The sequence below is a fragment of the Azospirillum sp. 11R-A genome (assembly GCF_049472615.1).
In the GTDB taxonomy this organism is placed as follows: Bacteria; Pseudomonadota; Alphaproteobacteria; order Azospirillales; family Azospirillaceae; genus Azospirillum; species Azospirillum palustre.
The window spans coordinates 34110-59642 of the sequence record NZ_JBCEBL010000030.1 but is presented as its reverse complement, the minus strand read 5'-3'; the positions used below and the strand labels follow the sequence as shown (position 1 = coordinate 59642).

Sequence of the window (25533 nt, the reverse complement as noted above, 5' to 3'; positions counted from 1 at the left end):
CCAGCGGCCGAACATAGTCCGCAAGGGCCGGGGTACGGGAGTGCCTCGGGCCTTGCGCCGGACGAGGGCGGGGCATACCTTCGCGGGCTTGAGGTTCCATCGATGGTTCTGCCCGACATGCCCCCTTCCGCCGCTTCTGTTCCCATTCCGCCCGACATCGCCGCCCTCAGTTTCGAGGATGCGCTCGCCGAACTGGAGCGGATCGTCCGCCAGCTTGAGGAAGGCCGCGGCAAGCTCGACGATGCCATCTCTTCCTACGAGCGGGGCACGGCGTTGAAGCGCCATTGCGAGATGAAACTGCGCGAGGCGCAGGCCAAGATCGACCGCATCACCGTAAGCGCCGACGGCTCCCTCGGCACCGAACCCGCCCGGATCGACTGACGTGCATACCATTTCCCAATCCGATTTGAAGTCCGCCATGGCGGAGATCGCCCAGGCCGTCGAGATGAAGATCGGCGCCCTGCTGCCGACCACCGACCTGGCCGAGGCGCGTGTGTTCGACGCCATGCGCTATGGCTGCCTGAACGGCGGCAAGCGGCTGCGCCCCTTCCTGGTGATGCAGTCCTCCGCCCTCTTCGGGGTGAACCCGGACTGTGCCATCCGCGCCGCCGCGGCGGTGGAGATGGTCCACAGCTATTCGCTGGTCCACGACGACCTGCCGGCGATGGACGATGGCGAGCTGCGGCGCGGCCGACCGACCTGCCACCGCCAGTTCGACGAGGCGACCGCCATCCTGGCCGGCGACGGCCTGCTGACGCTCGCTTTCGAGGTGCTGGCCGATCCGGCGACGCACGAGGACCCCAACATCCGTTGCCAGCTCGTGACGGCGCTGGCCAAGGCGGCCGGCGGCCACGGCATGGTCGGCGGCCAGATGCTGGACCTGATCGCGGAGCATGAGACGTTCGACCTCGGCACCACCACCCGGCTGCAACGCATGAAGACGGGCGAGATGATCGCCTTTTCCTGCGAGGCCGGCGGCATCCTGGGCAAGGCGAACCCGCCGCAGCGCACCGCCTTGCGTGCCTATGCCCACGATCTCGGCCTCGCCTTCCAGATCGTCGACGATCTGCTGGACGTGGAAGGCACGGCGGAGGAGACCGGCAAGACCGTCGGCCGCGACGCCCAGGCGGGCAAGGCGACCTTCGTGTCGATCCTCGGCCGTGACCGTGCCCGTGCCCAGGCGGAAATGCTTGCCAGTCAGGCTTCGCAGCACTTGGACATTTTCGATGGGCGTGCCGATATGTTGAAGGCCGTCGCCGACTTCGTCGTCGCGCGCCGCGCCTGACCAGAGCTTTGAGGACTATCACGACGTGACCGCCACCAAGACCCCGCTGCTCGACCTTTGTCCGACGCCAGCCAAGCTGCGGGCCCTCAAGCCCGAGCAGCTCCGCCAGTTCGCAGACGAGTTGCGCACCGAGACGGTGGATGCCGTTTCGGTGACCGGCGGTCATCTCGGCGCCGGTCTGGGGGTGGTCGAGCTGACGGTGGCGCTTCATTACGTCTTCGACACGCCCTACGACCGGCTGATCTGGGACGTCGGGCACCAGTGCTATCCGCACAAGATCCTGACCGGGCGGCGCGACCGCATCCGCACGCTCCGCATGGGCGGCGGCCTGAGCGGCTTCACCAAGCGGTCGGAGAGCGAATACGATCCGTTCGGTGCAGGCCACAGCTCGACCTCCATCTCCGCCGGCCTCGGCATGGCGGTCGCCAGCAAGATCAAGGGCGAGCAGCGCAACGTCATCGCGGTGATCGGCGACGGCTCGATGAGCGCCGGCATGGCGTACGAGGCGATGAACAACGCCGCCTCGACCAAGTCGCGGCTGATCGTCATCCTCAACGACAACGACATGTCCATCGCCCCGCCGGTCGGTGCGATGAGCGCCTATCTGTCGCGGCTGATCTCGTCCAAACCCTATCTGTCCCTGCGCCATCTGGCGAAGGAGATCGCCGACCAGCTGCCGCGCCCGCTGCGCAATGCCGCCCGCCGGGCGGAGGAATATGCCCGCGGCATGGTCACCGGCGGCACCCTGTTCGAAGAGTTGGGCTTCTACTACATCGGCCCCATCGACGGGCACAATCTGGACCATCTGCTGCCGGTGCTTCAGAACGTCCGCGATGCCGACGACGACAAGCCGGTGCTGATCCACGTCGTCACCAAGAAGGGCAAGGGCTACGGCCCGGCGGAGGAGTCGGCCGACAAGCTGCACGCCGTCGCCAAGTTCGACGTGGTGACCGGCGCCCAGTCCAAGCCGAAGTCCAACGCCCCGACCTACACCCGCGTCTTCGCCCAGAGCCTGATCGCCGAGGCGGCGGCCGACCCAACCATCGTCGGCATCACCGCCGCCATGCCATCGGGCACCGGGCTGGACCTGTTCGGGGAACGCTTCCCCGACCGCTGCTTCGACGTCGGCATCGCCGAACAGCATGCGGTGACCTTCGCCGCCGGCATGGCGACGGAGGGGTTCAAGCCCTTCTGCGCCATCTATTCCACCTTCCTCCAGCGCGCCTACGACCAGGTCATCCATGACGTGGTGCTTCAGCATCTGCCGGTGCGCTTCGCGCTGGACCGCGCCGGTCTGGTGGGCGCCGACGGGGCGACCCATGCCGGGTCGTTCGACACCGCCTATCTCGGCTGCCTGCCCGACATCGTCCTGATGGCGGCGGCGGACGAGCTGGAACTGATGCACATGGTGGCGACCCAGGCCGCCATCGACGACCGCGCCTCGGCCCTGCGCTATCCGCGCGGCGAGGGTGTGGGGCTGGAACTGCCCGACCGCGGCAGCGTCCTGCCCATCGGCAAGGGCCGCATTCTTCAGGAAGGCACCAAGATCGCCATCCTCAGCTACGGCACCCGGCTGGGCGAGGCCCGGCGCGCGGCGGCGGAACTGGCGGCGCGCGGTCTTTCGACGACGCTGGCCGATGCCCGCTTCGCCAAGCCGCTGGACGAGGATCTGGTCCGCCGCCTTGCCCTGGAGCATGAGGTGCTGATCACCATCGAGGAAGGATCGGTCGGCGGCTTCGGCAGCTTCGTGCTGCAATTCCTGGCGACGGCCGGGCTGCTTGACGGCGGGTTGAAAATCCGGCCGATGGTTCTGCCGGACACCTATCTCGACCACGACTCGCCGGTCAAGCAGTATGAGACGGCCGGCCTGAGCGCCCAGCACATCGTCCACACCGCGCTCCAGGCGTTGGGGATCGAGAGCGCCGCCGCCCGAGCCTGACCCTCACTGGCATTACGCCTTCCGAACGTCGTAATGCCATTTGTCTAGCAAGGTTTCGGGTTGTTGGACTGGTGCGGAGCGCGAGCCACGCCTTACAATGTCGAAGCTGAAATGGTAGCCCGCCGACACCGGAGGGAGGAGCCAGCGGCAGGACGGCTACGGGGTCAGGGGCGATGGCGCATATCATGGCGGTCACGGCATTCCGCAACGCGGAGTTCGGCACCGATCCGGGAGCGGGACGGGTGGTCGGCACCGATGTTGCGGCCGGCGGTGCCGGCATCGACGATCCTGCGATGCTGCGCTGTCTGCTGGACCAGACGCCGACGCCCACGGCTCTGGTGGAGGGGGATACCGATCGCTGTGCCTTCGCCAACGCCGCGTTCCGGGCGCTGGGCGTTGTTGCGGGGGCCGGCCTGACGGAGCGCTTCCCGGCCCTGGCAGCCTCGCTGCTCGCCGAGGCGCGGCGGACCGGACAGCCCCAGCGCAACCGCGCCGCCGGCGACCGCTCGACCGACGGGGAACGCTTCTGGGATGTCCGCGTCACCCCGATGCTGGGCGTCAACGGCGTCGTCCGCGCCCTGATCGTCACAGCGGAGGAAACGCCGGAGTCGGTGGCCGAGCATGACCGCCGCCTGCGCGACGTCAGCCACCGCCTGAAGAACACCTTGCAGTTGGTCTCCAGCCTGCTGACCCTTCAGACCTTGTCGAGCAAGGATCCGGAGGTGCGGCGGGCCTTGCAGAGCGCCGGCGGCCGCGTCGGCATCGTCACCCAGGCCCATCAGCGCACCCACGGCTCCCTGCGCGCCGGCACCATCGACATGGCGGTCCATCTTAGCGAGCTGTGCCAGGAGCTTGAGGCGACGCTGCCCGGCGCCCACCGCATCCATGTCACCGCCGACGCCACCGAAATGCCGACCGAGGCGGTCATTCCCTTCAGCCTGATCGTCAGCGAGCTTGTCAGCAACGCGGCGCGCCATGCCTTTCCCTCCGGCACGCCCGGGGCCATCGATGTGCGGCTTGGCCGCGGCGACGGGGGCAGCGTCCGGCTGGAGGTGGTCGACCGCGGTGCCGGCCTGCCGCCCGGCCTCGACCTGTCCCGCGCGACCACGCTGGGGCTGAAGGTGGTGCGTGCCTTTGTCGGCCAGCTGCGCGGCAAACTGACGGCGGACAGCAGCCCCTACGGCACCCGTGTGGTGGTGGAGTTCCCGCCCGCCTGATCCTTGCCTGACGTTTGCTCCCAGGAAGCGGGGCTTGCCCTTCCGGCCGTTCCGCGTCAGGAATGCGCCATTGCGGGATTGCGAAGGGCGGCGGCATGGCACGGGTAAGGGTTGATGTGGCGCTGGTGGAGCGCGGGCTGGCGGAAAGCCGTGCCAAGGCGCAGGCGCTGATCCTGGCCGGGCTGGTCTATTCCGACACCAGGCGCATCGACAAGGCCGGCGACCAGATCGCGGCGGAGGCTCCGCTTGCGGTCAAGGGGCAGGACCATCCCTGGGTGTCGCGCGGTGGGTTGAAGCTGGTCAAAGGGCTGGATGTCTTCGCCATCGACCCCACCGGCCTGACCGCGGTGGATGTCGGCGCCTCCACCGGCGGCTTCACCGATGTGCTGCTGACCCGTGGGGCCGCCAAGGTCTATGCCGTCGATGTCGGCCACGGCCAGTTGGCCTGGAAACTGCGCACCGACCCGCGCGTGGCGGTTCTGGAAAAGACCAACGCCCGCCACCTGACTGCAACCGAAATCCCGGATCCCATCGACCTCGTGGTGTGCGACGCCAGCTTCATCGGGCTGGAGATCGTGCTGCCGGCTGTGCTCGATCTGGTGGTGCCGGGCGGCCGGCTGGTCGCGCTGATCAAGCCGCAGTTCGAGGTCGGCAAGGGCCGTGTCGGCAAGGGCGGCGTCGTGCGCGAACCCGAACTGCACCAGGAGGTTTGCGACCGCATCCGCGGTTGGCTGGACGCGCTGCCGGGCTGGCGGGTGCTGGACATCACCGAAAGTCCGATCACCGGGCCGGAAGGGAATAAGGAGTTCCTGATCGGCGCGGTGAAGGACCGGGGCTGAGTCCTCTCGCCAAGCCTTGTCGCGTCGGCGGGGCTTTCGGTCGCGGCCCCGTTCAGCTCGGGGAGGTCTCCAGCCGATGCTCCAGGAAGAAGCGCAGCATTTCCGCCGTCGCGTCCGGACCTTGCGGATCGGTGTAGGAGCCGGATGGGCTGCCGCCGGCCCAGGCGTGCCCGGCGCCATGGATCGTCCAGTGCTCGCACTGGGTCCGCCCATCGGGATCGCGGAGGATGTTGCGGTCGTAGGCGTGGCCGCCCGGGCTTTGACCCTGCTGCACCTCCGACCGCAGATTGGAGCCGGTGGTGGCCTGTGTGATAACGCCGTCGCCGTTGCTGGGATGGACGACATGGTCGCGGTCACCGTGAAAGACGATGGTGGGCACCCTGCGGTTGCCCCGAATCTCCGCCCGCGGGCTTCGGTTGCCACCCTGTCGCATCGCGGCGAGGGCGGACGGCAGGTCCTGCGCGGCGCCGGCCGGCAGGCCGGAATGCACGCCAACCGCGGCGTAGAGATCCGGATAGGCCGCTGCCATGGTCGCCGCGGCTGCACCACCGGCCGATAGCCCGGCAATGTAGACTCGTTCCGGATCGACCCGATGGTTGCGCATGATCTGTCGCGTGATGCCGGCAATCAGCGACGGTTCGCCCTGGTCGCGCCGCTGGTCTTCCGGCTTGAACCAGTTCCAGCAGCGCTGTGCGTTGGCCGAAACCGGCTGCTCGGGATAGGCGACGAGGATGCCGTGCCGCTCGGCAAAGGCGTTCATCCGGGTTCCGGCGGCGAAATCGTCGGGCGACTGGGTGCAACCGTGCAGCATCACCACCAGCGGGCGCGGTCCGTCGCCTGCCGCGGCTGGCACATAGAGCTTGTAGGCCCGTGTTCCGGCCGGCCCGCTGTATGAAAGCGTGGTGAAGGACGCTCCGTCCGGCAGTGGGTCGGGCGCCGGTCGCGGGGCGCCGCCATGAAGACCGGTCGGGGTGAACCGTGCGGCGAGGCCGCGCAGGGTCTCGCCCAGTCCTGTGCGCGGCTTGGCTCCGGACCTCTGCCTCCCACTGTCGTTGGCGGGCTGCGGGCCGGCGTCCTTTGCCGAAGGCGTGGGGTCGAGCCTTACGAACTCCCCCTCTAGGGTGGCCCCAAGTGCGATTGTGTCCGGTGCCGGCTCGCCCTTGCCGTCCCCCCGCAGCAAGCGCTGGAGGAGGGTCGTCGCCTCGCCGAGCTTACCGGCCCGTGTCAGGCGGGCGGCTTCGGCCATGCCGGGAAGCATGCCGGGTGGGGTGGTGTGGCGCATGTCCATACTTTCCTGGTTCGCATCGGGCGCAGGCGGTGGCCCGCGCCGAAAGACTTTCAGCGGATGCGGTCGGCGAGGGCCGCCTTGACCGCGGACGGCGCATGCAGCGCGCCCAGCACGCTCAGCGAAGCGATGGCGGAGCGGGCCAGTTCGGGGGTCACGTCCTGGGCGATGGTGGCGAGGCCGAGGACACGGATATCCAGCATCTGCCCCGCTGCTTGAGCCGCCTCGAGATCCGCCCGGGTGAAGTGGCGCAGGCCGAGATCGACGCTTTTGCGTGCCACCGTCTGCCGGACGACATCGGCGTGCCGGTCGACCTGATTGCGGATGGCGGTGCGGATGAAGTCGGTGCGGTTGGAATAGAACCCTTCCTCGACCAGCAGGTCGATGTGGCCAAGGTCGACATAGCCGAGATTGATCGTGATCTTCTCGCTGTCGCCGGTTTTCGGTCTCAAGCTCTGTTCAGTCTCGGCCATCGCTTTGCCATCCATTCACCATCTGTGTGGATGGTATGTAGATGGCGCTTGTGACCGATTCAAGAGCTTGCCCGGCAATTCGGCAGACTACTCCCTGGTGTCAGCCACAAAGGCGGCAAGAAAAAAGCGCGGTCCTGAAGGACCGCGCTTGATCGGATCGTTATGCCCGGATGCGACCGGCTGCGATCAGCCGAGCAGCCCGATGTCATGGGTGGGGATGTGGTCGAAGCCCAGTCCATACACCGCGGAGTCCGATGCCAGGCTGAAATCGTGCGCCCCTGGATTGACGAAGCTCGGGTCCAGTTGCACCGAACCGTTGTCGTAGCCGGCGGCCTTCCATTCCGCCAGATCGCCCTTGCCGCCGCCCGACATCACCTGCGGCCAGACGTCGAACATGTCCTTGGAGGCGTCGAGGTTGCTGTAGAAGTTGTTGTGGATGTTGCCGACATTGGCCGGGCCGTAGATATGGACGGCCGTGCCGTCACGGACATCGACGACGTTGCCGGAGATGTCGTTGCCGCTCATCTGATGGCCCTGCCAGCCGCTCCAGGCGACCGGCTGCTGAAGGCCGATCTGGGCGCCGCTGTTGTCGGCGATCACGTTTTCGGTGACCTTGTTGTCCCAGCCGCCGTGCAGGAACACACCGCCGATGTTGCCGTGGACGATGTTGCCCTTCACCGTGGCGCCGCTGGTCCAGTCGTCCAGATAGATGCCCCAGCTGGCGACATCGCCCGACGGGTTGGTCGCGGTGGTGCCGGTCACCTCGTTGTTGACCACGGTGTGGTCGGTCAGATCCTGCTGGCGGTTGATCAGATAGATGCCGCCGCCGTCGTTGGACTCCAGATTGGCGTCGACCACTTTGTTGTTGGCGATGGTGACGCGATGGGTGGCATCGCTGCCGTCCGTCTGGACCGAGCCGACGGCGATGGCCTTCTCCGGCGAATCCTCGACGAGATTGTGAGTGACCTGCACGTCGGAGCTGCCGTTGATCCAGATACCGGCATCGCCGCGGTCGGCAGCGTTCGGGTGGGTGATATGGTTGTCGGAGACGACCGTGGCGTTGGAGCCGGCCTTGACGAAGATGGCCTCCGCACCGGTACTGTCGAACTGGTTGCCGATGACCTTGCTGTCGGCGCTGTTCTGCACCGTGATGCCGTAGCCGCCACCCTTGACCGCATTGTTGGCGAAGGTCAGGCCGGACGCATTGTCGGCGTAGACATAGTGGCCGCCGACGACGCCGTCGGCGAAGTTGAGCCCCTCGATGGTGACGTTCTTGGCGCCGCCGAGGCCGAAGGACACCGTGGCGTTGGAGCCGCCGTGGATCACTGCCTTTTCGCTGCCGTAGCCGACGAAATGCACGCCGCTGTCCTGGCCGTCCAGCCACATCCCGTTCTGGTGATAGTCGCCGCCGCGGATGTAGGTGGTGTCGATGTTGGGGTCGGCGCGCATGGCAGCTTGCGCCTTCTGCAGCGAGGCGAAGGGGCCGTCGGTCCCGTCGGCGTTCGGGGCGGCCAGCTTGCCCGACCAGCTGTCGTTGCCGTTGGTGGCGACATAGAATCCCGGATCGGTCGGCTTCGGGACGGTCGGCGCCGGTGTGGACGGCGTCGGTTCGGTCGTCGGCACTTCGCTGACCGGCGGGATGGTGGGGGGCGTCACGCTGGAGGTGGGGAAATAGCTCTTGTCGGCATCGACGACCAGCGTACCGTTCCACCACATGCCGGCCTGACCGTCGGCGACGTCGTGGCCGTCCAGGGCACCCTTGTCATAGGTAACATGGTCGGAGGTCGGCAGGACCGACTTGCCGTTGATCGTGATCTCGTTGACGATCAGGTTGCGGTCGGTCCCGTGAAAGATGCCATCATTGTCGTACTGGACCTGCACCTTGTGGCCCTGGCCCTCGACGATGTCCGTCTTGAAGACGAAATCCTTGGCCGTGGCATCCGTGGTGCCCTCACCGATCTTCTTGCCGTCGACCAGCAGGTTGAAATGCGCGTCGAGGGTGCCCTTCGCGCTCACCGTGATGGTCGAGTTCCCGGAGGTCGTGGCCATTGGTCCGTATCCTTAGCGGTTTTGATGCGGCGCCAAGATGGTCAAGTCGGCTGGGGCAATAGTGAGGCATTTTTCATGGATTGGACGAATAAGGGGTAGAATCCGTTATAATCCTGCGACCAAAGATAAAGTATCTTTTGGTATAATACGCATAAACCCGTCTTCATTCAGTATGTGGCACCACCGCCGACGGTGAATTCCGTCATTTTTCCGAGAAATGATGTGCCTCGAATGACGGCTTCCTGTCGGGGTGCTTGCAACGATCATCCATGGGAGGCCGGAGGAGCAACTTTCTTCTGTCGAATGCTGCTTGCCGCCGGTTCCTCTGGCCCCCCGGTGACGCCCCTTAAACGCCTTCCCCCTGCTGTCCCTGCTGGGTCAAGGTGGCGATGAAGCGCTGGGTGCGTTCACGGGTCGGATGGGTGAACAGCGTTTGCGACGGTCCGGATTCCACCACCTGTCCGGCGTCGAGAAACACCACCTCATGCGCAATGCGCGATGCGAGACGCAGATCGTGGGTCGCCATCACCATGGTGGTGCCCTCGGCCGCCAAGGTACCGAGCACCTCCACCACTTCGCCCGACAGTTCGGGATCGAGGGCCGATGTGGGCTCGTCGCACAGCAGGACGCGCGGCGACGGAGCAAGCGCGCGGGCGATGGCGACACGCTGCTGCTGCCCACCCGACAGGGTCGCCGGCCAGGCATCGGCCTTGTGGTCCATGCCGACCTTGCGCAGCAGGGCCATGGCGCGGTCGCGCGCCTTCTCCGCCGGCCATTTCTGCACGGTCACCAGCCCTTCCATCACATTCTCGACCGCGGTGCGGTGGGGAAAGAGCTGGAAATTCTGGAACACCATGCCGGTCTGGCCTCGCAGCCGCTGGATGTCCTTCCATCCGGGCTTGCCGCCGGGCTGGAAGGACAGCTCCTCCTCGCCGATGCGCACGGTGCCGGAGGTCGGGATTTCCAGCAGGTTGATGCAGCGGAGCAGCGTGCTCTTGCCACCGCCGGACGGACCGATCAGGGCGGTGACGCGGCCTTCGGCCACGGTGACCGACACGCCCTTCAGCACGGTGAGGTCGCCGAAGCGCTTTTCGATGTTCGACAGCCGGATCACGACTTGGCCTCCAGGAAACCGCCATACTGGTTGAGCCGCCGTTCCAGCCGGACCTGCAACGCCGACAGGACGGAACTGAGCGCGAGATAGATCAGCGCCGCCTCCACATAGAGGATCAGCGGTTCGTAGCTGGTGGCGACGATGCGCTGGGCGGCCTGGAACAGCTCCGGCACGGTGATGGCGGCGGCGAGCGAGGTGTCCTTCACCAGCGAGATGAAGCTGTTGGACAGCGGCGGCACGGCGACGCGGGCGGCCTGCGGCAGGATGGTGCGGCGCATCGCCTGCGACCAGCTCATGCCGATGGAATAGGCGGCCTCCCACTGGCCCTTCGGCACCGAGCCGATGACGGCGCGGATGATCTCCGAGGTGTAGGCACCGACATTCAGCGTGAAGCCGATCAGCGCCGCCGGAAAGGCGTCCAGCACGATGCCGGCGCTGGGCAGGCCGTAGAAGATCAGGAACAGCTGCACCAGCAGCGGCGTGCCGCGGATGATCCAGACATAGAAGCGGACGATGGCGGCCAGCGGAGCCGGCCCGAACAGCCGGACCACCGCCGCCACCAGCCCGACGACCAGGCCGAGCGCGAAGGAGGCCAACGTCAGCGGAACGGTGAAGACCAGCGCCGCCCACAGCAGCGACGGAAGCGAGTCCGCCATCAGGGTAAGCCAGTGCAGCACGGGGAAGGTGCCTCTCGTGAAGATGGAACGACAATGCCCCCGGCCCGGATGGGGCTGGGGGCATTGTGGCGGGCGTTGACGTGAGACGGGAAACTAGTCTGAAAACGTCATTTGGAAACGTCGGCGCCGAAATACTTCTGCGAAATTGTCGCATAGGTGCCGTCGGCCTTCATGGCGGTCAGCGCCTCGTTGATGGCGGAGACCAGCTTGGCCTCGCCCTTGCGGACGATGATGCCGGACTGGTCGGCATTGTCCTGGGTCGCGGCGATCTTCACGTTGGCGTCGGGCTTGTGCTTCTTGAAATCCAGGAAGGACAGGCTGTCGTTGACCGTCGCATCGGCCCGGCCGTTCAGCACCAGCTGGATCGACTGGTCGAAGCCGTCGGTGCCGACCAGCTGCGCACCGGACGCCTCGGCCAGCTTGCCGAAGTTGCTGGTCAGCGACTGGGCCGACTTCTTGCCCTTCAGGTCGGCGAAGCCTTTGATCGCGCTGTTGTCGCCCTTCACGATCAGCACGGCGCGGCTGGTGATGTAGGGGTCGGAGAAATCGTACTTGGCCTTACGTGCCTCGGTGATGCCGACCTGATTGATGACGGCGTCGTAGCGGCGGGCGTCCAGGCCGGCGATCAGCCCGTCCCACTTACCTTCCAAAAACTCGGCTTTCACGCCGATGCGCTTGGCGATCTCGCGCCCGATCTCCACATCGAAGCCGACGAGCGCGCCCGAGGCGTCGTGGTAGGTGAAGGGGGCATAGGTGCCCTCCGTGCCGATCTTCAGCACGCCGTCGGCCTTGATGCGATCAAGGTCGGCCTGAGCGTGGGCAGCGGAGACGGCGGCGACCTGCATAAGGCCGGCGACGAGAAGCGATTTCAGCCATTTCATCGGTTGATGCCCGGTGTTTCTTGAATGGGTTGGGTTGGTTCGCCGCCTTCGGCACGTTGCGGCCGACGCTTGTTCCGGCGTTGGACGGCTCGGGTTACGCTACATGAATGAATATTCCCTAACAAGGGAATATCATATATATTTAGCACATAACAACTGTACATACTGCGTACCGCATTCGGGTCCCGGCGGGAAATAAGCGCCGAACGGTGCAGGCCCGGAACCGGTCACACCGGAATACGGATGCCCCCTAAGTGACCGGGCGACGAAACTTATTTAGACTCCCGATGGCTACCGGACACAGCAGAATCCGGTGTCAGCCTCCTTGGGGAATACGCATGAATATTCGTACGAAAATTCTGTGCGCGAATATCCTGATTGCCGCCTTTCCGATCTGCATGGCTGCCGTCCTCGCATGGGATGCGGTCGGTGCCTTGCAGCAGCACCACCGGACCGAACGCTCGCTCTATGCCTTCGAAGCGACCTTGCAGATCGGCCCCTTGCTGGCGAGCGAGCGTGGGCGCTGGGCGGTGGCGTTCGATAGCGAGAAGCCGCTGGAGGCCGCCACCGCCAAGCCGCTGGACGACGCCGTCGCGGTCACCGATGCCGCCATCGAAAAGGCCCGGGTGCGGATCGAGGCCTCCGGCCTGTCCGCCGCTCCCATCCTGAACGCCGCCAGCCAGATGAAGGCCGCCCGGATGGCAGCCCGGCAGGCGGCGGAGCAGGCCAAACCCGCCCGCCCGGCGAGCATTACGGCCAGCACCGTGGACGCCATCGCCGCGGCCAACCAGAGCGTCGGCAAGGCGATCGACGACACCTACCGATCCACCATCGTCAACAGTTCCGACCTGTTCGGGCATGTCAATCTGGCGCGTCTGGCGCAGGACATGCGCGACATCGGCGGCACCCGCTCCGCGTCGCTCGGGCTGTTCGTCGCCGGCATGGCGTTCGGGCCGGACCGCTTGCAGGCCGCGACGGAGATGACGGGCAAGGTCGCCGTCCTGTGGCAGATGATGCAGCAGGCGGTGCTGAATCTCGGCAATCCGCCGGAATTGACCAAGGCGCTGGACCATGTGCGCTCCACCATGATGACGGAGGGCGAGCAGCGCTTCCAAAGCGTGATCGACGCGGCGCGGAAGGGCGCGCTGCCGCCGGTCGCGCTGGCCGACTGGCGTCCCTGGGTGACGCCGATGCTGAACAATGTCCTGATGATGCGCGATGGGGCCCTGGCCGTGGCCCATCAGCTGAACGAGGAAAGCATCGCCGAGGCCTGGACACAGCTGATCCTGGCCGGCCTGGTTCTGGCCGCGGTGTGCATCACCTTCGGCATCGTGCTGATCATGCTGTCGGTGCAGGTGACGCGGCGGCTGGGATCGCTGACCTCCACCGTGGTTCGGCTGGCCGACGGCGACCTTGGCGTCGACATTGCCTATTCCAAGCAGCCGGACGAGATCGGCGCCATGGCGCGGGCCATCCAGGTGCTGAAGGAAAGCGCCATGGAGCGCGTGCGGCTGGAAGCCGACCAGGAAGCCCAGCGCGCTGCCCGTGAGAAGCGCACCGCCGTGGTCGAGCGGATGGTGCAGGGCTTCGACCGCACCGTGTCGGCCATCCTCAGCAGCGTCTCCGGCGCCTCCACCCAGTTGAGCGACACCGCCGGGTCGATGGCGGCGCTGGCGGAGGAGACCAGCCGGCAGGCCTCTGCCTCCACCGCGGCGGCGGAGCAGACTTCGGTGAACGTGCAGACGGTTGCCTCCGCGACCGAGGAGATGACGGCGTCGATCCGCGAGATTGGCGAGCAGGTCTCCCGCTCCAACAGTGTTGCCGCCCGTGCGGTGCGGGAGGCGCAGGACACCACCGGATCCGTCCGCAATCTGGCCGGAGAGGTCGCGCGCATCGGCGAGGTGGTGAAGCTGATCCAGTCCATCGCCAGCCAGACCAACCTGCTGGCGCTGAACGCCACCATCGAGGCGGCCCGCGCCGGAGAGGCCGGCAAGGGCTTCGCCGTCGTCGCCAGCGAAGTGAAGCAATTGGCCAACCAGACGGCCAAGGCGACGGAGGACATCTCCGCCCAGATCGACAGCGTCCAGAACGCCACCCGGGGGACGGTCAGCGCCATCGAGGAGATTGGCGGAACCATCGGCGCAATGAACGAGATCGCTGCGACCATTGCCGCCGCCATCGAGGAGCAGAGCGCCACCACGGCGGAGATTTCCCGCAACGTCCAGCAGGCGGCCCAGGGCACCGGCGAGGTCAGCGGCAACATCGCCCAGGTGCATGAGGCCGCCGCACAGACCGGGCAGGCGGCATCGCAGGTGCTCGACGCCTCGACCGGCCTGACCCGCCAGGCGGCGGATCTGCGGCGGGAGATCGAGACCTTCCTGGCTGGCATCCGCGCGGCCTGAGGTCCGTTTCGGCGGACGTGCTTCATAGGGTGACGGAGCGATTCCCCGCCGCGAAGGGAAGGGGGATATGCCGAAGGAGTCAGTGCGCTGCCCTGTCGCCAGTTGCCCCAAAGTCTCAGCCCCCTATGATCATCCGCAATGACCGCCCGGACGATCCGGGAGCGGTCCCGCAAGGAAGAGGGGTCAGGACATGAGTGACGCAACGGCTGCCGGCTGGATCGAACTCACGGCGGCGGACGGCCACCGGATGCGCGCCTATCGCGCGCCGGCCAAGGGCGAGGAGATCGGGCGCCTGATCGTGGCTCCGGAAATCTTCGGCATCAACCATCACATCCGCAGCGTCTGCGACGGCTTCGCCCAGCAGGGCTTCACCACCGTGGCGCCCGACCTGTTCGACCGGGCCGAGCGCGGGGTCGAGCTGCCTTATGACGATGCCGGCATTCAGCGGGGCATCGCGCTCAAGGGGGCGGTGGCGACCGCCGACGCCTTGCAGGACATCGCTGCGGCGCTGGCCCATCTCGGCGGTGACGGGGCCGCGGCCATCGTCGGCTATTGCTGGGGCGGCAGCATCGCCTGGGCGTCGGCGGCGCTGCTGCCGGTGCGCGCCGCCATCGGCTATTACGGCGGCGAGATCGGCAAGTCGCTGGACAGCGCCCCGCGGGTTCCGACCCTGCTGCATTTCGGCGAGCAGGACCACGCCATCCCGCTGTCGGTCGCCGAGGGGGTGAAGTCCCGCTATCCGTGGGTGCCGGTGCATGTCTATCCGGCCGGCCACGGCTTCAACTGCGACGAACGGGGGAGCTTCCATCCGGAAAGTGCGGTGCTGGCGCTTCGCCGGACCGTGGGGTTGCTGCGGGCCGTGTTCTGACCGAAGCCTCTCTGCGCGTCCTGTCCTTCCGCTGCCCGAGCCGGATCGGCCAGCAGCGGAAGGCCAGCAGCCCGATACAGATCAGCGCATAGACGAGCGGCGCCGTCTGCCAGCCCTTCACCAGCATGATGAAGTGCAGGCAGCCGGCCAGCCCGGCGACGAAGACGGCCTTGTGCAGCGCACGCCAGCGCTTGCCGCCCAACCGCTTCACCATGCCGTCGGTGGAGGTGGCGGCCAGCGCCGTCAGGATCAGGAAGGCCCCCATGCCGACCGTGATGTAGGGCCGCTTGACGATCTCCTTCCAGATCGCCGGCCAGTCGAAGAACTGGTCCAACCCGACGTAGGTGGACAAATGGACGGCTGCATAGAAGAAGGCGAACAGCCCCAGCATCCGCCGGAACCGCGCCAGCCCGGCCACCCCCGTCAGCATGCGCAACGGTGTCAGCGCCAGCGCGATCAGCAGGAAACGCAAGGCCCACAGCCCGCTGGCCTTGACGCTTTCCAACACCGGCTCCGCCCCCAGTTCGCCGGTGTAGGCGAGCCAGACGGTCCAGACCAGCGGAACCAGGGCGAGGGTGAAGACGACGGGCTTGGCCCAGCGTGACGTAAGGGCGGCGTTCGCGGCGGCGCGCACATCGACGCCGCCGGCGGAGGCGAGGGGGGCGGTCATGGTCAGTAATTCGCCTTCAGGTCCATGCCGGCATAGAGCGACGCGACCTCTTCGCCATAGCCGTTGAAGGGCAAGGTCTTGCGGCGCGAGAACTCGCCGACCCGCCGCTCGGTCGCCTGGCTCCAGCGCGGATGGTCGACATCCGGATTGACGTTGGAATAGAAGCCGTACTCACGCGGCTGCGACTTGTTCCAGGCGGTCGCCGGCTGGTCCTTCACCAGCGAGATCTTGACGATCGATTTGATCGACTTGAAACCGTATTTCCACGGCACCACCAGCCGGATCGGGGCGCCGTTCTGGTTGGGCAGCACCTCGCCATACATGCCGACCGCCAGCATGGTCAGGGGATGCATCGCCTCGTCCAGGCGCAGCCCTTCGGTATAGGGCCAGTCCAACACCCAGGAGCGCAGGCCCGGCATCTGTTTCGGGTCGTTCAGGGTCTGGAAGGCGACGTATTTTGCGTTGCCGGTCGGTTCCACCCGCTTCAGCAGCTCCGCCAGCGGGAAGCCGACCCAGGGAATCACCATCGACCAGCCTTCGACGCAGCGCAGGCGGTAGACGCGTTCCTCCATCGGGACCTTCAGCAGATCCTCGATGCCGATGGTCATCGGCTTGCCGACCTCCCCGCCGATGGCGATTTCCCAGGGGCGGGTCTTCAGCGTGCCGGCATTCTCGGCCGGATCGCTCTTGCCGGTGCCGAACTCATAGAAGTTGTTGTAGGTGGTGGCCGACTTCATCGGCGTCGTCGGATCGAATTTCGGATCGGCCGGCTTGATCGTGGCCGCCGCCTGGAAGGGGCCTGCCAGTGCGCTGCCGCTCCATACCGGCAGGCTGCCCAGCGCCATGGCGGCGGCGCCACCGGCGATCAGGCTGCGGCGCGACAGGAACAGCTCCCGCGGCGTCACCTCGTCTTCGCGTGCCTGCGACGCGGTGGGAAACTTGAACAGCATCGACCCTCTCCCGAACGGACCATTCCTGCCACTAACCATAGGGCTGCGGCCGGCCGTCGGCAAATCACAGGGTCTACACAATTGCGTGAACGGATCTGCTGCGTGAACGGATCCGCGCGTTGCGCGATCAGCTTGGGGCGATCAGCGCCGGCCGAGCGGGATCACCACGGCCGGACCGCCGAAACCGCCGCCACGTGCCATGCGCCGTGTGGGAAAGGGCAGCACATCGGCCAGCGGACGTGGCGGGGGCAGGAGCGGCATTCCGGTAAAGGAATGGGCAAGGGCAGCTCCCTGCTGGCAGGCGCGCATCCAAGAGAGCATGCAGCACATCGAAGCCTGCATGGAAAATGTCCAAAGAGTCATCGCCAAGCTCCAGGCTGTGATGTGTCTGGTCGTCTTGCCCTGCGGAAGGCGGCCGGCGCCGAAATGTCCCGTCATGGCTGGATCCATAACGATGTACGCCATCGAATCGTTCCGAAGCCCGAGCTTCGCATAATGGACGTCAGCTGAGTTGAGCCGGTGACAAGGCCGGCTAAGCTCAAGAAAATGCTCACTTCACCCTAAGTTATAGGCATAGTTCTTATGCCGGAAGGCGGAGTGCCTACGAAAGGCCAAGTTGACCCGAATAGCCTTTACTTCATCGTGCGGGGCTGTAGGACTGCGCAGTCACGCTCCGGATGAGGATGGAGTGCGCACACTGTCGGTGCGGACGTTCGGAATCCCGGTTGTGTTGGCCTACGTTTTCTTCGACCGCGTAGTGAAGCGGTCCTGGGGATGGGCGGAGCGCGGTCCATGGTGGGCACGGCGCGCGGATTGGGGAACGGCATGACGGCGATGGTCGAGACGGCGGACGCGTTGGATCCGAAGGTTCTGCTGATGGCCCTGCGGCAATTGCGCAAGGGTGAATTCTCGGTGCGGCTGCCGCTGGACCTCACCGGGATCGACGGCGAAATCGCCGCCGCCTTCAACGACGTGGTCGAACTGAACCAGAACCTGACCGCTGAGGTCAGCCGGCTCAGCGTCGCAATCGGCAAGGAAGGCCGCATCAGCCAGCGCGCCAAGCTGAACAATGCGTCTGGCGGGTGGGAAACCTGCGTCGACAGCATCAACACGCTGGTCGGCGACATGATCCAGCCGACGACGGAAATCGCCCGCGTCATCGGCGCGGTCGCCAAGGGCGACCTGTCCAAGACCATGGCGCTGGAGATCGAGGGCCGGCCGCTGCAGGGTGAGTTCCTGCGCACCGCCCGCAACGTCAACACCATGGTGGACCAGCTCGTCACCGTCACCACCGAGCTGACGCGTGTGGCGCGCGAGGTGGGGATCGAAGGCAAGCTGGGCGGTCAGGCCCAGGTGAAGGGCGTTGCCGGCACCTGGAAGGATCTGACCGAGAACGTCAACGTGATGGCGGCCAACCTGACCGGTCAGGTCCGCAACATCGCCGAAGTGACGACGGCGGTCGCCAAGGGCGACCTGTCRAAGAAGATCACCGTCGAYGTGAAGGGTGAGATTCTCGAACTGAAATCGACCATCAACACGATGGTGGACCAGCTGAACAGCTTCGCCTCGGAAGTGACGCGCGTTGCGCGCGAGGTGGGCTCGGAAGGCAAGCTGGGCGGTCAGGCGAAGGTGGAGGGCGTCGGCGGTACCTGGAAGGATTTGACCGACAGCGTGAACATGATGGCGGCCAACCTGACCGGTCAGGTCCGCAACATCGCCGATGTGACCACCGCCGTCGCGACGGGTGACCTGTCGAAGAAGATCACCGTCGACGTGAAGGGCGAGATTCTCGAGCTGAAATCGACCATCAACACCATGGTGGACCAGCTGAACAGCTTCGCCTCGGAGGTGACGCGCGTTGCGCGTGAGGTGGGCTCGGAGGGCAAGTTGGGTGGTCAGGCAAGGGTGGAAGGCGTCGGTGGGACGTGGAAAGACCTGACCGACAGCGTGAATCTGATGGCCGCGAACCTGACCGGTCAGGTCCGCAACATCGCCGACGTGACGACCGCCGTCGCCAACGGCGACCTGTCGAAAAAGATCACCGTGCCGGTGAAGGGCGAGATCCTCGAGTTGAAGAACACCATCAACACGATGGTGGACCAGCTGAACAGCTTCGCCTCGGAGGTGACGCGCGTTGCGCGCGAGGTGGGTTCGGAAGGCAAGCTGGGCGGTCAGGCCCAGGTGAAGGGTGTCGGCGGGACGTGGAAGGATCTGACCGACAGCGTGAACGCGATGGCGACCAACCTGACCGGGCAGGTCCGCAACATCGCCGAGGTGACGACGGCGGTTGCGAATGGCGACTTGTCGAAGAAGATCACCGTCGATGTGAAGGGCGAGATCCTCGAGCTGAAATCGACCATCAACACGATGGTGGACCAGCTGAACAGCTTCGCCTCGGAAGTGACGCGCGTCGCGCGTGAGGTGGGTTCCGAAGGCAAGCTGGGCGGTCAGGCCCAGGTGAAGGGCGTCGGCGGGACGTGGAAGGATCTGACCGACAACGTCAACGCGATGGCGACCAACCTGACGGGTCAGGTGCGCAACATCGCCGAGGTGACGACGGCGGTCGCGAATGGCGACTTGTCGAAGAAGATCACCGTCGATGTGAAGGGCGAGATCCTCGAACTGAAATCGACCATCAACACGATGGTGGACCAGCTGAACAGCTTCGCCTCGGAAGTCGCCCGCGTGGCGCGCGAGGTCGGCATCGAGGGCAAGCTGGGCGGTCAGGCCCAGGTGAAGGGGGTCGCCGGCACCTGGAAGGATCTGACCGACAACGTGAACATGATGGCGGCCAACCTGACCGGTCAGGTCCGCAACATCGCCGAAGTCACCACCGCGGTCGCCAAGGGCGACCTGTCGAAGAAGATCACCGTCGACGTGAAGGGCGAAATCTTCGAGCTGAAATCGACCATCAACACGATGGTGGACCAGCTGAACAGCTTCGCCTCGGAAGTGACGCGCGTGGCACGCGAGGTGGGCTCCGAAGGCAAGCTGGGCGGTCAGGCCAAGGTGGAGGGCGTCGGTGGCACCTGGAAGGATCTGACCGACAATGTGAACATGATGGCGGCCAACCTGACCGGTCAGGTGCGCGGCATCGCCAGCGTCGTCACCGCGGTCGCCGACGGCGACCTGAAGCGCAAGCTGGCGGTGGACGCCAAGGGCGAGATCGCGGCGCTGGCCAGCACCATCAACGGCATGATCGACACGCTGGCGACCTTCGCCGATCAGGTTACCAACGTGGCGCGCGAGGTGGGCATCGAAGGCAAGCTGGGCGGTCAGGCCCGCGTGCCGGGCGCCGCCGGGCTGTGGAAGGACTTGACGGAGAACGTGAACCAGCTGGCCGCCAACCTGACCACCCAGGTGCGCGCCATCGCCGAGGTCGCCACCGCGGTGACCAAGGGCGACCTGACCCGCTCGATCACCGTCGAGGCGATGGGCGAGGTCGCGGCGTTGAAGGACAACATCAACGAGATGATCCGCAACCTTCGCGACACGACGCTGAAGAATGCGGAACAGGATTGGCTCAAGACCAACCTCGCCAAATTCACCCGCATGCTGCAGGGCGAGCGCGATCTGGTCACCGTCTCCAACATGATCCTGTCGGAGATCGCCCCGCTGGTGAACGCCCAGCACGGCGTCTTCTATGTCGCCACCCGCGACCGCGACGAGCCGCTGCTGGAGCTGGTCGCCAGCTACGCCTTGAAGGAACGCAAGAACCTGTCCAACCGCTTCCACCTGAAGGAAGGTCTGGTCGGGCAGTGCGCCTACGAGAAGAAGCGCATCCTGCTGACCAACGTGCCGCGCGACTATGTCGCCATCAGTTCTGGCCTGGGCGAGGCGCCGCCGCTGAACATCATCGTCCTGCCGGTGCTGTTCGAGGACGATGTGAAGGCGGTGATCGAGCTGGCGAGCTTCGGCCGCTTCAGCGAGACGCACCAGAGCTTCCTGGAGCAGTTGACCGAGAGCATCGGCATCGTGCTGAACACGATCGCCGCCAACATGCGCACCGAAGGCCTGCTGAAGCAGTCGCAGCGCCTGACCACCGAGCTGCAGAGCCAGCAGGAGGAACTGACGACCACCAACGAGCGGCTGGAACAGCAGGCCGCCTCGCTGCGCAAGTCGGAAGAGCTGCTCAAGGCCCAGCAGGAAAAGCTGACCACAACCAACGAAGCGCTGGAGGAGAAGGCCGAGCAGCTGGAGAAGCAGAACATCGAGGTGGAGCGCAAGAACCGCGAGGTCGTATTCGCCAAGGCGGCGCTGGAGGAGAAGGCCGAACAGCTTGCCCTGACCTCCAAATACAAGTCGCAGTTCCTGGCGAACATGAGCCACGAGCTGCGCACGCCGCTGAACAGCCTGCTGATCCTGTCGAAACTGCTGGCCGACAACCCCGACACCAACCTGTCCGACCGTCAGGTGGAGTTCGCCCGCACCATCCATTCCGCCGGCTCCGACCTGCTCGGCCTGATCAACGACATCCTCGATCTGTCGAAGATCGAATCCGGCACGGTGACGCTGGAGATCGGCGAGGTCGTGCTGGGCGACCTGCGCAACCATGTGGAACGCACCTTCTCGCAGCTGGCGCAGGAGAAGAAGCTGGACTTCGCCATCGAGATGGACGAGGCGCTGCCCGCCAGCATCCAGACCGATGAGAAGCGGCTGGCCCAGGTGCTGAACAACCTGCTGTCCAACGCCTTCAAGTTCACCGACGCTGGCGGCATCACCTTCCGTGTCGCCCAGGCGACGGAGGGGTGGAGTGCGGCCCATCCGACGCTGGACGCCGCGTCCTCGGTGCTGGCCTTCACCGTCATCGACACCGGCATCGGCATCCCCGAGGACAAGCAGCGCATCATCTTCGAGGCGTTCCAGCAGGCCGACGGCACCACCAGCCGCAAATATGGCGGCACCGGCCTCGGCCTGTCGATCAGCCGCGAGATCGCCCGTCTGCTGGGTGGCGAGATCCGCGTCGCCAGCACGCCGGGCAGGGGCAGTGCCTTCACGCTGTTCGTCCCGCGCAGCTACGACATCGTTGCGGAGCCGGTCGCGCAGTTCGGCACGCCCGTCATCGCCGCCGCCAGCGCCGCCATGCCGACCACCGCGCTGCTGCCCAAGCGGACCGAGACGGCGACGCGCCCGGTGGTGGCTTCCGGCCCGCAGGAGGGGCTGGCACTCCTGGACATGCAGCCGGCCGGCGACGACCGCGAGCGCCTGCGGCCCGGTGAACCGGTCGTGCTGATCGTGGAGGACGACAACACCTTCGCCTCCATCCTGATCGATCTGGCGCGGGAGAAGGGCTTCCGCACCATCCTGTCCAGCGGTGGCTCGGCGGCGCTGCCGCTGGCGCGCAAATACCGGCCGGACGCCGTCCTGCTCGACATCGGGCTGCCGGATATGGATGGCTGGGCGCTGCTCGACCTGCTGAAGCGCGATCCGCAGACCCGGCACATTCCGGTCCATGTCATCTCCGCCAAGGACGAGCGGCGGCGCGGTCTGGCGATGGGCGCCTTCGACTATTCGGAAAAGCCGGTGGAGCGCGAGGCGATCTTCGACGCCCTGAACCGGGTCAAGAGCTTCCGGGAGCGCGACCACCGCAGGCTTCTGGTGGTGGAGAAGGACAGCCCGCAGCCGGGCGGCGTCGCCGCCCTGATCGGCAATGGCGATGTGGAGACGCACACCGTCACCTCGATCGAGGCCGCAATGGCGGCGCTGAGCGCCGACCATTTCGACTGCATGGTGCTGGATCTGTCGAGCCCGACCCTGGCTGGTCCGGTGACGGTGGATTTCGAGCTGATCGAATGGCTGCGCACCCGCGACACGCTCGCCTGGATGCCGGTGGTGATCTATGTCGCCGCCGACATCGCGGCGGAGGACGAGGCGCGGCTGCGCCGGCTGGCCGAAACCGTGGTGCTGAAGAGCGCCCGGTCGCCGGCCGGACTGCTGGACGAAACCGCGCTGTTCCTGCACCGCGCCGTCGACCGGCTGCCCGACGAGAAGCGGCGCAGCATCCTGGATCTGCGCCAGCACGACCCGTCGCTGGCCGGCAAGCGGGTGCTGGTGATCGACGACGACATCCGCAACATCTTCTCGCTGGCCAGCGTGATGGAGGCCCACAAGATCGAGGTCCTGCATGCCGAGAGCGGACGCGAGGGCATCGAGCGGCTGCGTGCCGACCCCGGCGTGGACGTGGTGCTGGTCGACATCATGATGCCGGAAATGGACGGCTATGAGACCATGCGCACGATCCGCAGCATCGACGAGTTCCGGGCGCTGCCGATGATCGCCGTCACCGCCAAGGCGATGAAGGGCGACCGCGACAAGTGCATCGAGGCCGGCGCGACCGATTACATCGCCAAACCGGTCGACATCGACCATCTGCTGTCTCTGCTGCGGATCTGGACCGCCAAGAACAACCGGCAGCAACAGCGCGGTGGGGTGCAGGCATGACCCGGCGCAAGCTGCAGCCCGTTCGGGCGGTGCGTCGCGCGCCGTTCGTCCCTCTGGCCGCCAGCCCGGTGCCGGCGGCCCGCCGGTCGCGCCTGCTCGGCACCGCCAGCGCCCAGCCGACCGGCGGCGACGCAGTCCGTCAGCCGCCTCTGCCGCCGGCGGCAGCCGCGGTGGAAGCGGCGCCGGCTGCCCCCGCGGCCGTTCCTCCCGCCACTGTGACGCCACCGCCGGCCGCCGTTCCCGCGGGATGCGAAAGCGGAACCATGACCACCGACTCACACCCGCAGCCCGACAAGGCGGACGTCGCGATCCTGATCGTCGATGACGACCCGCGGAACCTGTTCGCCGTGCGGGAGACGCTGGAGGATCTGGGGGCGCAGCTGGTGCTCGCCCGGTCGGGGGAGGAGGCGCTGAAGCATCTGCTGCGCCAGGACTTCGCCCTGATCCTGCTGGACGTGCACATGCCGGGGATGGACGGCTACGAGACGGCGGGTCTGATCCGCCTCCGCGAGAAGTCACGCCATATCCCGATCATCTTCCTGACCGCCATCAACAAGGACGAGACGCATATCTTCCGCGGCTATGCCACCGGCGCCGTGGATTACATGTTCAAGCCGGTCGACCCGCAGATCCTGAAATGCAAGGTGTCGGTCTTCGTCGACCTCTACCGCAAGACGGAGGAGGTCAAGCGCGAGGTCGAGGCCAAGCAGCGCCTGCTGGACGAGAACGAGCGGGTGCGGCGCGAGATGCGGCAGGCCGAACAGGCGCTGCGCCGGTCGGAGGAGCGGCAGGCGATGATCCTGGGCCAGCTTCCCATCGTGCTCTACACTGCCGACCTGACACCGGGCATTCCGTTCCGCTACCTGTCCGACACGACGCAGACGGTGCTGGGCTGCCCCGCCGCCCGTTTCATCGAGGATCCGAATTTCTGGGAATCCGGTCTGCATCCGGACGACCGCAGCCGCGTGCTGCGCCAGTTGGCGTCGATCCACGATGCCGGGCTGACCACGGTGGAATATCGCTGGCGCGGTCCGGACGGCGGCGAGCGCCATCTGCTGGACCAGGCTGTGGTCGTGCGCGACGAGGACGGACGGCCGGCCGAGCTGTTCGGCACCATCATGGACGTGACCGAGACGCGCCAGGCCCAGCAGCAGCTCGCCCACGCGCAGAAGATGGAGATGGTCGGCCAGCTGACCGGCGGCATCGCCCACGATTTCAACAACATGCTGATGGTGGTGATCGGCAGCCTGGAGCGGCTGGTCCCCGGCCTTGCCGACGATCCCAAGGCGGCGCGGCGGGCGGAGATGGCGCTTCAGGCGGCGCTGCGCTGCTCCGACATGACGCGGCGGCTGCTGACCTTCGCCCGCCGCCAGCAACTTCACCCGGAACCGGTGGATCTCGGCGATCTGGTTGCCGGCATGGGCGAGCTGATGGAGCGCACGCTGGGCGGCGGTGTCGCCATCGCCATCGAAGCGCCGCCGGCCGATGCCGAGCCGCTGTGGATCGCCTCGGTCGACCGCTCCCAGGCGGAATCGGCCCTGCTGAACCTCGTCATCAATGCCCGCGACGCCATGCCCGGCGGCGGCACCCTGCGGATCAGCACGGCGAACACCCGGTTTACGGAACCGCAGACCGGAAACGGCATGTCGGTGCCGGCCGGCGACTATATCCTGCTGTCGGTGGCGGACAGCGGATGCGGCATGCCGGCGCATGTGCTGGAGCGCGCCTTCGAGCCCTTCTTCACCACCAAGGAGACCGGGAAGGGCACCGGTCTGGGCCTTGCCATGATCCATGGCTTCGTCAAGCAGTCGGGTGGACTGATCGGCATCGACAGCAAGCCCGGCAGCGGCACCGTTTTCCGCCTTTACCTGCCGCGGGCGGCGATGGACAGCGCCCATGGCGTGTCGGCCGACGAGGATGATGGCCATGAAGCCTTCGCCGGCCGTGGCGAGACTGTGCTGGTGGTCGATGACGATGCCGATGTGCGGTCGGTCGCGGTGCAGGCGGTGGCCGCACTGGGGTATCGTGTGCTGGAGGCCGACGGTGCCGAGGCGGCGCTGACCCTGCTGGACCGGCAGCCGGTCGATCTTCTGTTCACCGACATCGTCATGCCCGGCGGTCTGAACGGCCGCGAACTGGCGCTGGAGGGGTTGCGCCGCCATCCCTCTTTGCGGGTGCTGTTCGCCTCGGGCTATGCCAACGGAACGTCTGCGCCGGGACCGGAGGCCGGCGCGTCCACCGACGCCGGCGGCACCGCCGATCCCGGCGCCGTTCTGGGGGCTGTGCTGAGCCGGGCGGAAACGCTGTCCAAGCCGTACCGTGACGGCGATCTGGCCCGTGCCCTGCGGCGCGCGCTGGATCTGCAGGCCCCTCTCGCCCCGGCGGAGGCCGTCCGGGGGTGATGAGGGGGATCGAGGGCGGCGTTACCCCACGCCGCCGGTTG

Annotated in this window: 18 protein-coding genes; 9 read left to right on the top strand and 9 right to left on the bottom strand. The window is 66.6% G+C overall.

Going from position 1 to position 25533, the window contains the following annotated elements:
- The first annotated feature begins 102 nt into the window (after positions 1–102).
- From VH569_RS29110 to VH569_RS29090, 5 genes are all read left to right on the top strand, one after another.
- On the top strand, positions 103–381 hold the full coding sequence (locus VH569_RS29110) for an exodeoxyribonuclease VII small subunit (RefSeq protein WP_376962580.1): 279 nt from the start codon (positions 103–105) through the stop codon (positions 379–381).
- Position 382: 1 nt separating this feature from the next.
- On the top strand, positions 383–1285 hold the full coding sequence (locus VH569_RS29105) for a polyprenyl synthetase family protein (RefSeq protein WP_423320026.1): 903 nt from the start codon (positions 383–385) through the stop codon (positions 1283–1285).
- 25 nt (positions 1286–1310) lie between these two features.
- Positions 1311–3224 (top strand): 1-deoxy-D-xylulose-5-phosphate synthase, encoded by a 1914-nt coding sequence (gene dxs, locus VH569_RS29100; RefSeq protein ID WP_423320024.1) that lies wholly within the window; start codon positions 1311–1313, stop codon positions 3222–3224.
- Positions 3225–3409: 185 nt separating this feature from the next.
- Entirely contained in the window at positions 3410–4441 is a 1032-nt protein-coding gene (locus VH569_RS29095) for a sensor histidine kinase (protein ID WP_423320022.1), read from the top strand.
- 95 nt (positions 4442–4536) lie between these two features.
- Positions 4537–5280 carry a TlyA family RNA methyltransferase gene (locus VH569_RS29090; protein ID WP_423320020.1) on the top strand — a complete coding sequence of 248 codons (744 nt, stop codon included), beginning with the start codon at positions 4537–4539 and terminating at the stop codon, positions 5278–5280.
- 52 nt (positions 5281–5332) lie between these two features.
- Here the strand turns inward: VH569_RS29090 and VH569_RS29085 are convergent, their stop codons facing one another.
- From VH569_RS29085 to VH569_RS29060, 6 genes are all read right to left on the bottom strand, one after another.
- Complete coding sequence (locus tag VH569_RS29085) at positions 5333–6562, bottom strand: alpha/beta hydrolase family esterase (RefSeq protein WP_423320018.1); 1230 nt, start codon at positions 6560–6562, stop codon at positions 5333–5335.
- 56 nt (positions 6563–6618) lie between these two features.
- Positions 6619–7038 (bottom strand): CopG family transcriptional regulator, encoded by a 420-nt coding sequence (locus tag VH569_RS29080; RefSeq protein WP_423320016.1) that lies wholly within the window; start codon positions 7036–7038, stop codon positions 6619–6621.
- Between the two features lie 186 nt (positions 7039–7224).
- Positions 7225–9087 carry a right-handed parallel beta-helix repeat-containing protein gene (locus VH569_RS29075; protein ID WP_423320014.1) on the bottom strand — a complete coding sequence of 621 codons (1863 nt, stop codon included), beginning with the start codon at positions 9085–9087 and terminating at the stop codon, positions 7225–7227.
- A gap of 346 nt (positions 9088–9433) precedes the next feature.
- On the bottom strand, positions 9434–10201 hold the full coding sequence (locus VH569_RS29070; protein ID WP_109048706.1) for an amino acid ABC transporter ATP-binding protein: 768 nt from the start codon (positions 10199–10201) through the stop codon (positions 9434–9436).
- A complete protein-coding gene (locus VH569_RS29065) occupies positions 10198–10857 on the bottom strand; it encodes an amino acid ABC transporter permease (RefSeq protein WP_395453293.1) in 660 nt (219 codons plus the stop codon). Before VH569_RS29065 ends, VH569_RS29070 begins: the two co-directional genes overlap by 4 nt.
- A 128-nt stretch (positions 10858–10985) precedes the next feature.
- Positions 10986–11759 (bottom strand): amino acid ABC transporter substrate-binding protein, encoded by a 774-nt coding sequence (locus VH569_RS29060; protein ID WP_423320013.1) that lies wholly within the window; start codon positions 11757–11759, stop codon positions 10986–10988.
- A gap of 398 nt (positions 11760–12157) precedes the next feature.
- Here VH569_RS29060 and VH569_RS29055 point away from each other — a divergent pair, with 398 nt between their 5' ends.
- Positions 12158–14161: a methyl-accepting chemotaxis protein gene (locus VH569_RS29055; RefSeq protein WP_423320011.1), complete on the top strand. Its 2004-nt coding sequence runs from the start codon at positions 12158–12160 to the stop codon at positions 14159–14161.
- Between the two features lie 190 nt (positions 14162–14351).
- Positions 14352–15029 carry a dienelactone hydrolase family protein gene (locus VH569_RS29050; protein WP_423320008.1) on the top strand — a complete coding sequence of 226 codons (678 nt, stop codon included), beginning with the start codon at positions 14352–14354 and terminating at the stop codon, positions 15027–15029.
- On the opposite strand, the gene VH569_RS29045 is transcribed toward VH569_RS29050, so the two are convergent.
- The 3 genes from VH569_RS29045 to VH569_RS29035 form a co-directional block, all read right to left on the bottom strand.
- Positions 14941–15699: a sulfite oxidase heme-binding subunit YedZ gene (locus tag VH569_RS29045; protein ID WP_423320006.1), complete on the bottom strand. Its 759-nt coding sequence runs from the start codon at positions 15697–15699 to the stop codon at positions 14941–14943. The two genes, VH569_RS29050 and VH569_RS29045, sit on opposite strands and share 89 nt — an antisense overlap.
- A gap of 2 nt (positions 15700–15701) precedes the next feature.
- Positions 15702–16649 (bottom strand): protein-methionine-sulfoxide reductase catalytic subunit MsrP, encoded by a 948-nt coding sequence (gene msrP / locus VH569_RS29040; protein ID WP_423320004.1) that lies wholly within the window; start codon positions 16647–16649, stop codon positions 15702–15704.
- Between the two features lie 141 nt (positions 16650–16790).
- Positions 16791–17114: a hypothetical protein gene (locus VH569_RS29035; protein ID WP_423320002.1), complete on the bottom strand. Its 324-nt coding sequence runs from the start codon at positions 17112–17114 to the stop codon at positions 16791–16793.
- A 327-nt stretch (positions 17115–17441) separates the two neighbouring features.
- On the opposite strand from VH569_RS29035, the gene VH569_RS29030 reads away from it, so the two are divergent.
- Together VH569_RS29030 and VH569_RS29025 are read left to right on the top strand one after the other, a co-directional pair.
- A complete protein-coding gene (locus VH569_RS29030) occupies positions 17442–23090 on the top strand; it encodes a HAMP domain-containing protein (RefSeq protein WP_423320000.1) in 5649 nt (1882 codons plus the stop codon).
- On the top strand, positions 23087–25492 hold the full coding sequence (locus VH569_RS29025) for a response regulator (protein WP_423319998.1): 2406 nt from the start codon (positions 23087–23089) through the stop codon (positions 25490–25492). The genes VH569_RS29030 and VH569_RS29025 overlap by 4 nt, the downstream gene beginning before the upstream one ends.
- Positions 25493–25533: the final 41 nt, after the last annotated feature.

Bases quoted from the DNA above. Each gene is read 5' to 3' on its own strand.
- VH569_RS29060 (WP_423320013.1), bottom strand. From the start codon at position 11,759: ATGAAATGGCTGAAATCGCTTCTCGTCGCCGGCCTTATGCAGGTCGCC.
- VH569_RS29075 (WP_423320014.1), bottom strand. From the start codon at position 9,087: ATGGCCACGACCTCCGGGAACTCGACCATCACGGTGAGCGCGAAGGGC.
- msrP (WP_423320004.1), bottom strand. From the start codon at position 16,649: ATGCTGTTCAAGTTTCCCACCGCGTCGCAGGCACGCGAAGACGAGGTG.
- VH569_RS29095 (WP_423320022.1), top strand. From the start codon at position 3,410: ATGGCGGTCACGGCATTCCGCAACGCGGAGTTCGGCACCGATCCGGGA.
- VH569_RS29080 (WP_423320016.1), bottom strand. From the start codon at position 7,038: ATGGCCGAGACTGAACAGAGCTTGAGACCGAAAACCGGCGACAGCGAG.
- VH569_RS29050 (WP_423320008.1), top strand. From the start codon at position 14,352: ATGAGTGACGCAACGGCTGCCGGCTGGATCGAACTCACGGCGGCGGAC.
- VH569_RS29045 (WP_423320006.1), bottom strand. From the start codon at position 15,699: ATGACCGCCCCCCTCGCCTCCGCCGGCGGCGTCGATGTGCGCGCCGCC.
- VH569_RS29085 (WP_423320018.1), bottom strand. From the start codon at position 6,562: ATGCGCCACACCACCCCACCCGGCATGCTTCCCGGCATGGCCGAAGCC.
- VH569_RS29110 (WP_376962580.1), top strand. From the start codon at position 103: ATGGTTCTGCCCGACATGCCCCCTTCCGCCGCTTCTGTTCCCATTCCG.
- VH569_RS29055 (WP_423320011.1), top strand. From the start codon at position 12,158: ATGGCTGCCGTCCTCGCATGGGATGCGGTCGGTGCCTTGCAGCAGCAC.
- VH569_RS29090 (WP_423320020.1), top strand. From the start codon at position 4,537: ATGGCACGGGTAAGGGTTGATGTGGCGCTGGTGGAGCGCGGGCTGGCG.
- VH569_RS29025 (WP_423319998.1), top strand. From the start codon at position 23,087: ATGACCCGGCGCAAGCTGCAGCCCGTTCGGGCGGTGCGTCGCGCGCCG.
- VH569_RS29035 (WP_423320002.1), bottom strand. From the start codon at position 17,114: ATGGCGTACATCGTTATGGATCCAGCCATGACGGGACATTTCGGCGCC.
- VH569_RS29065 (WP_395453293.1), bottom strand. From the start codon at position 10,857: ATGGCGGACTCGCTTCCGTCGCTGCTGTGGGCGGCGCTGGTCTTCACC.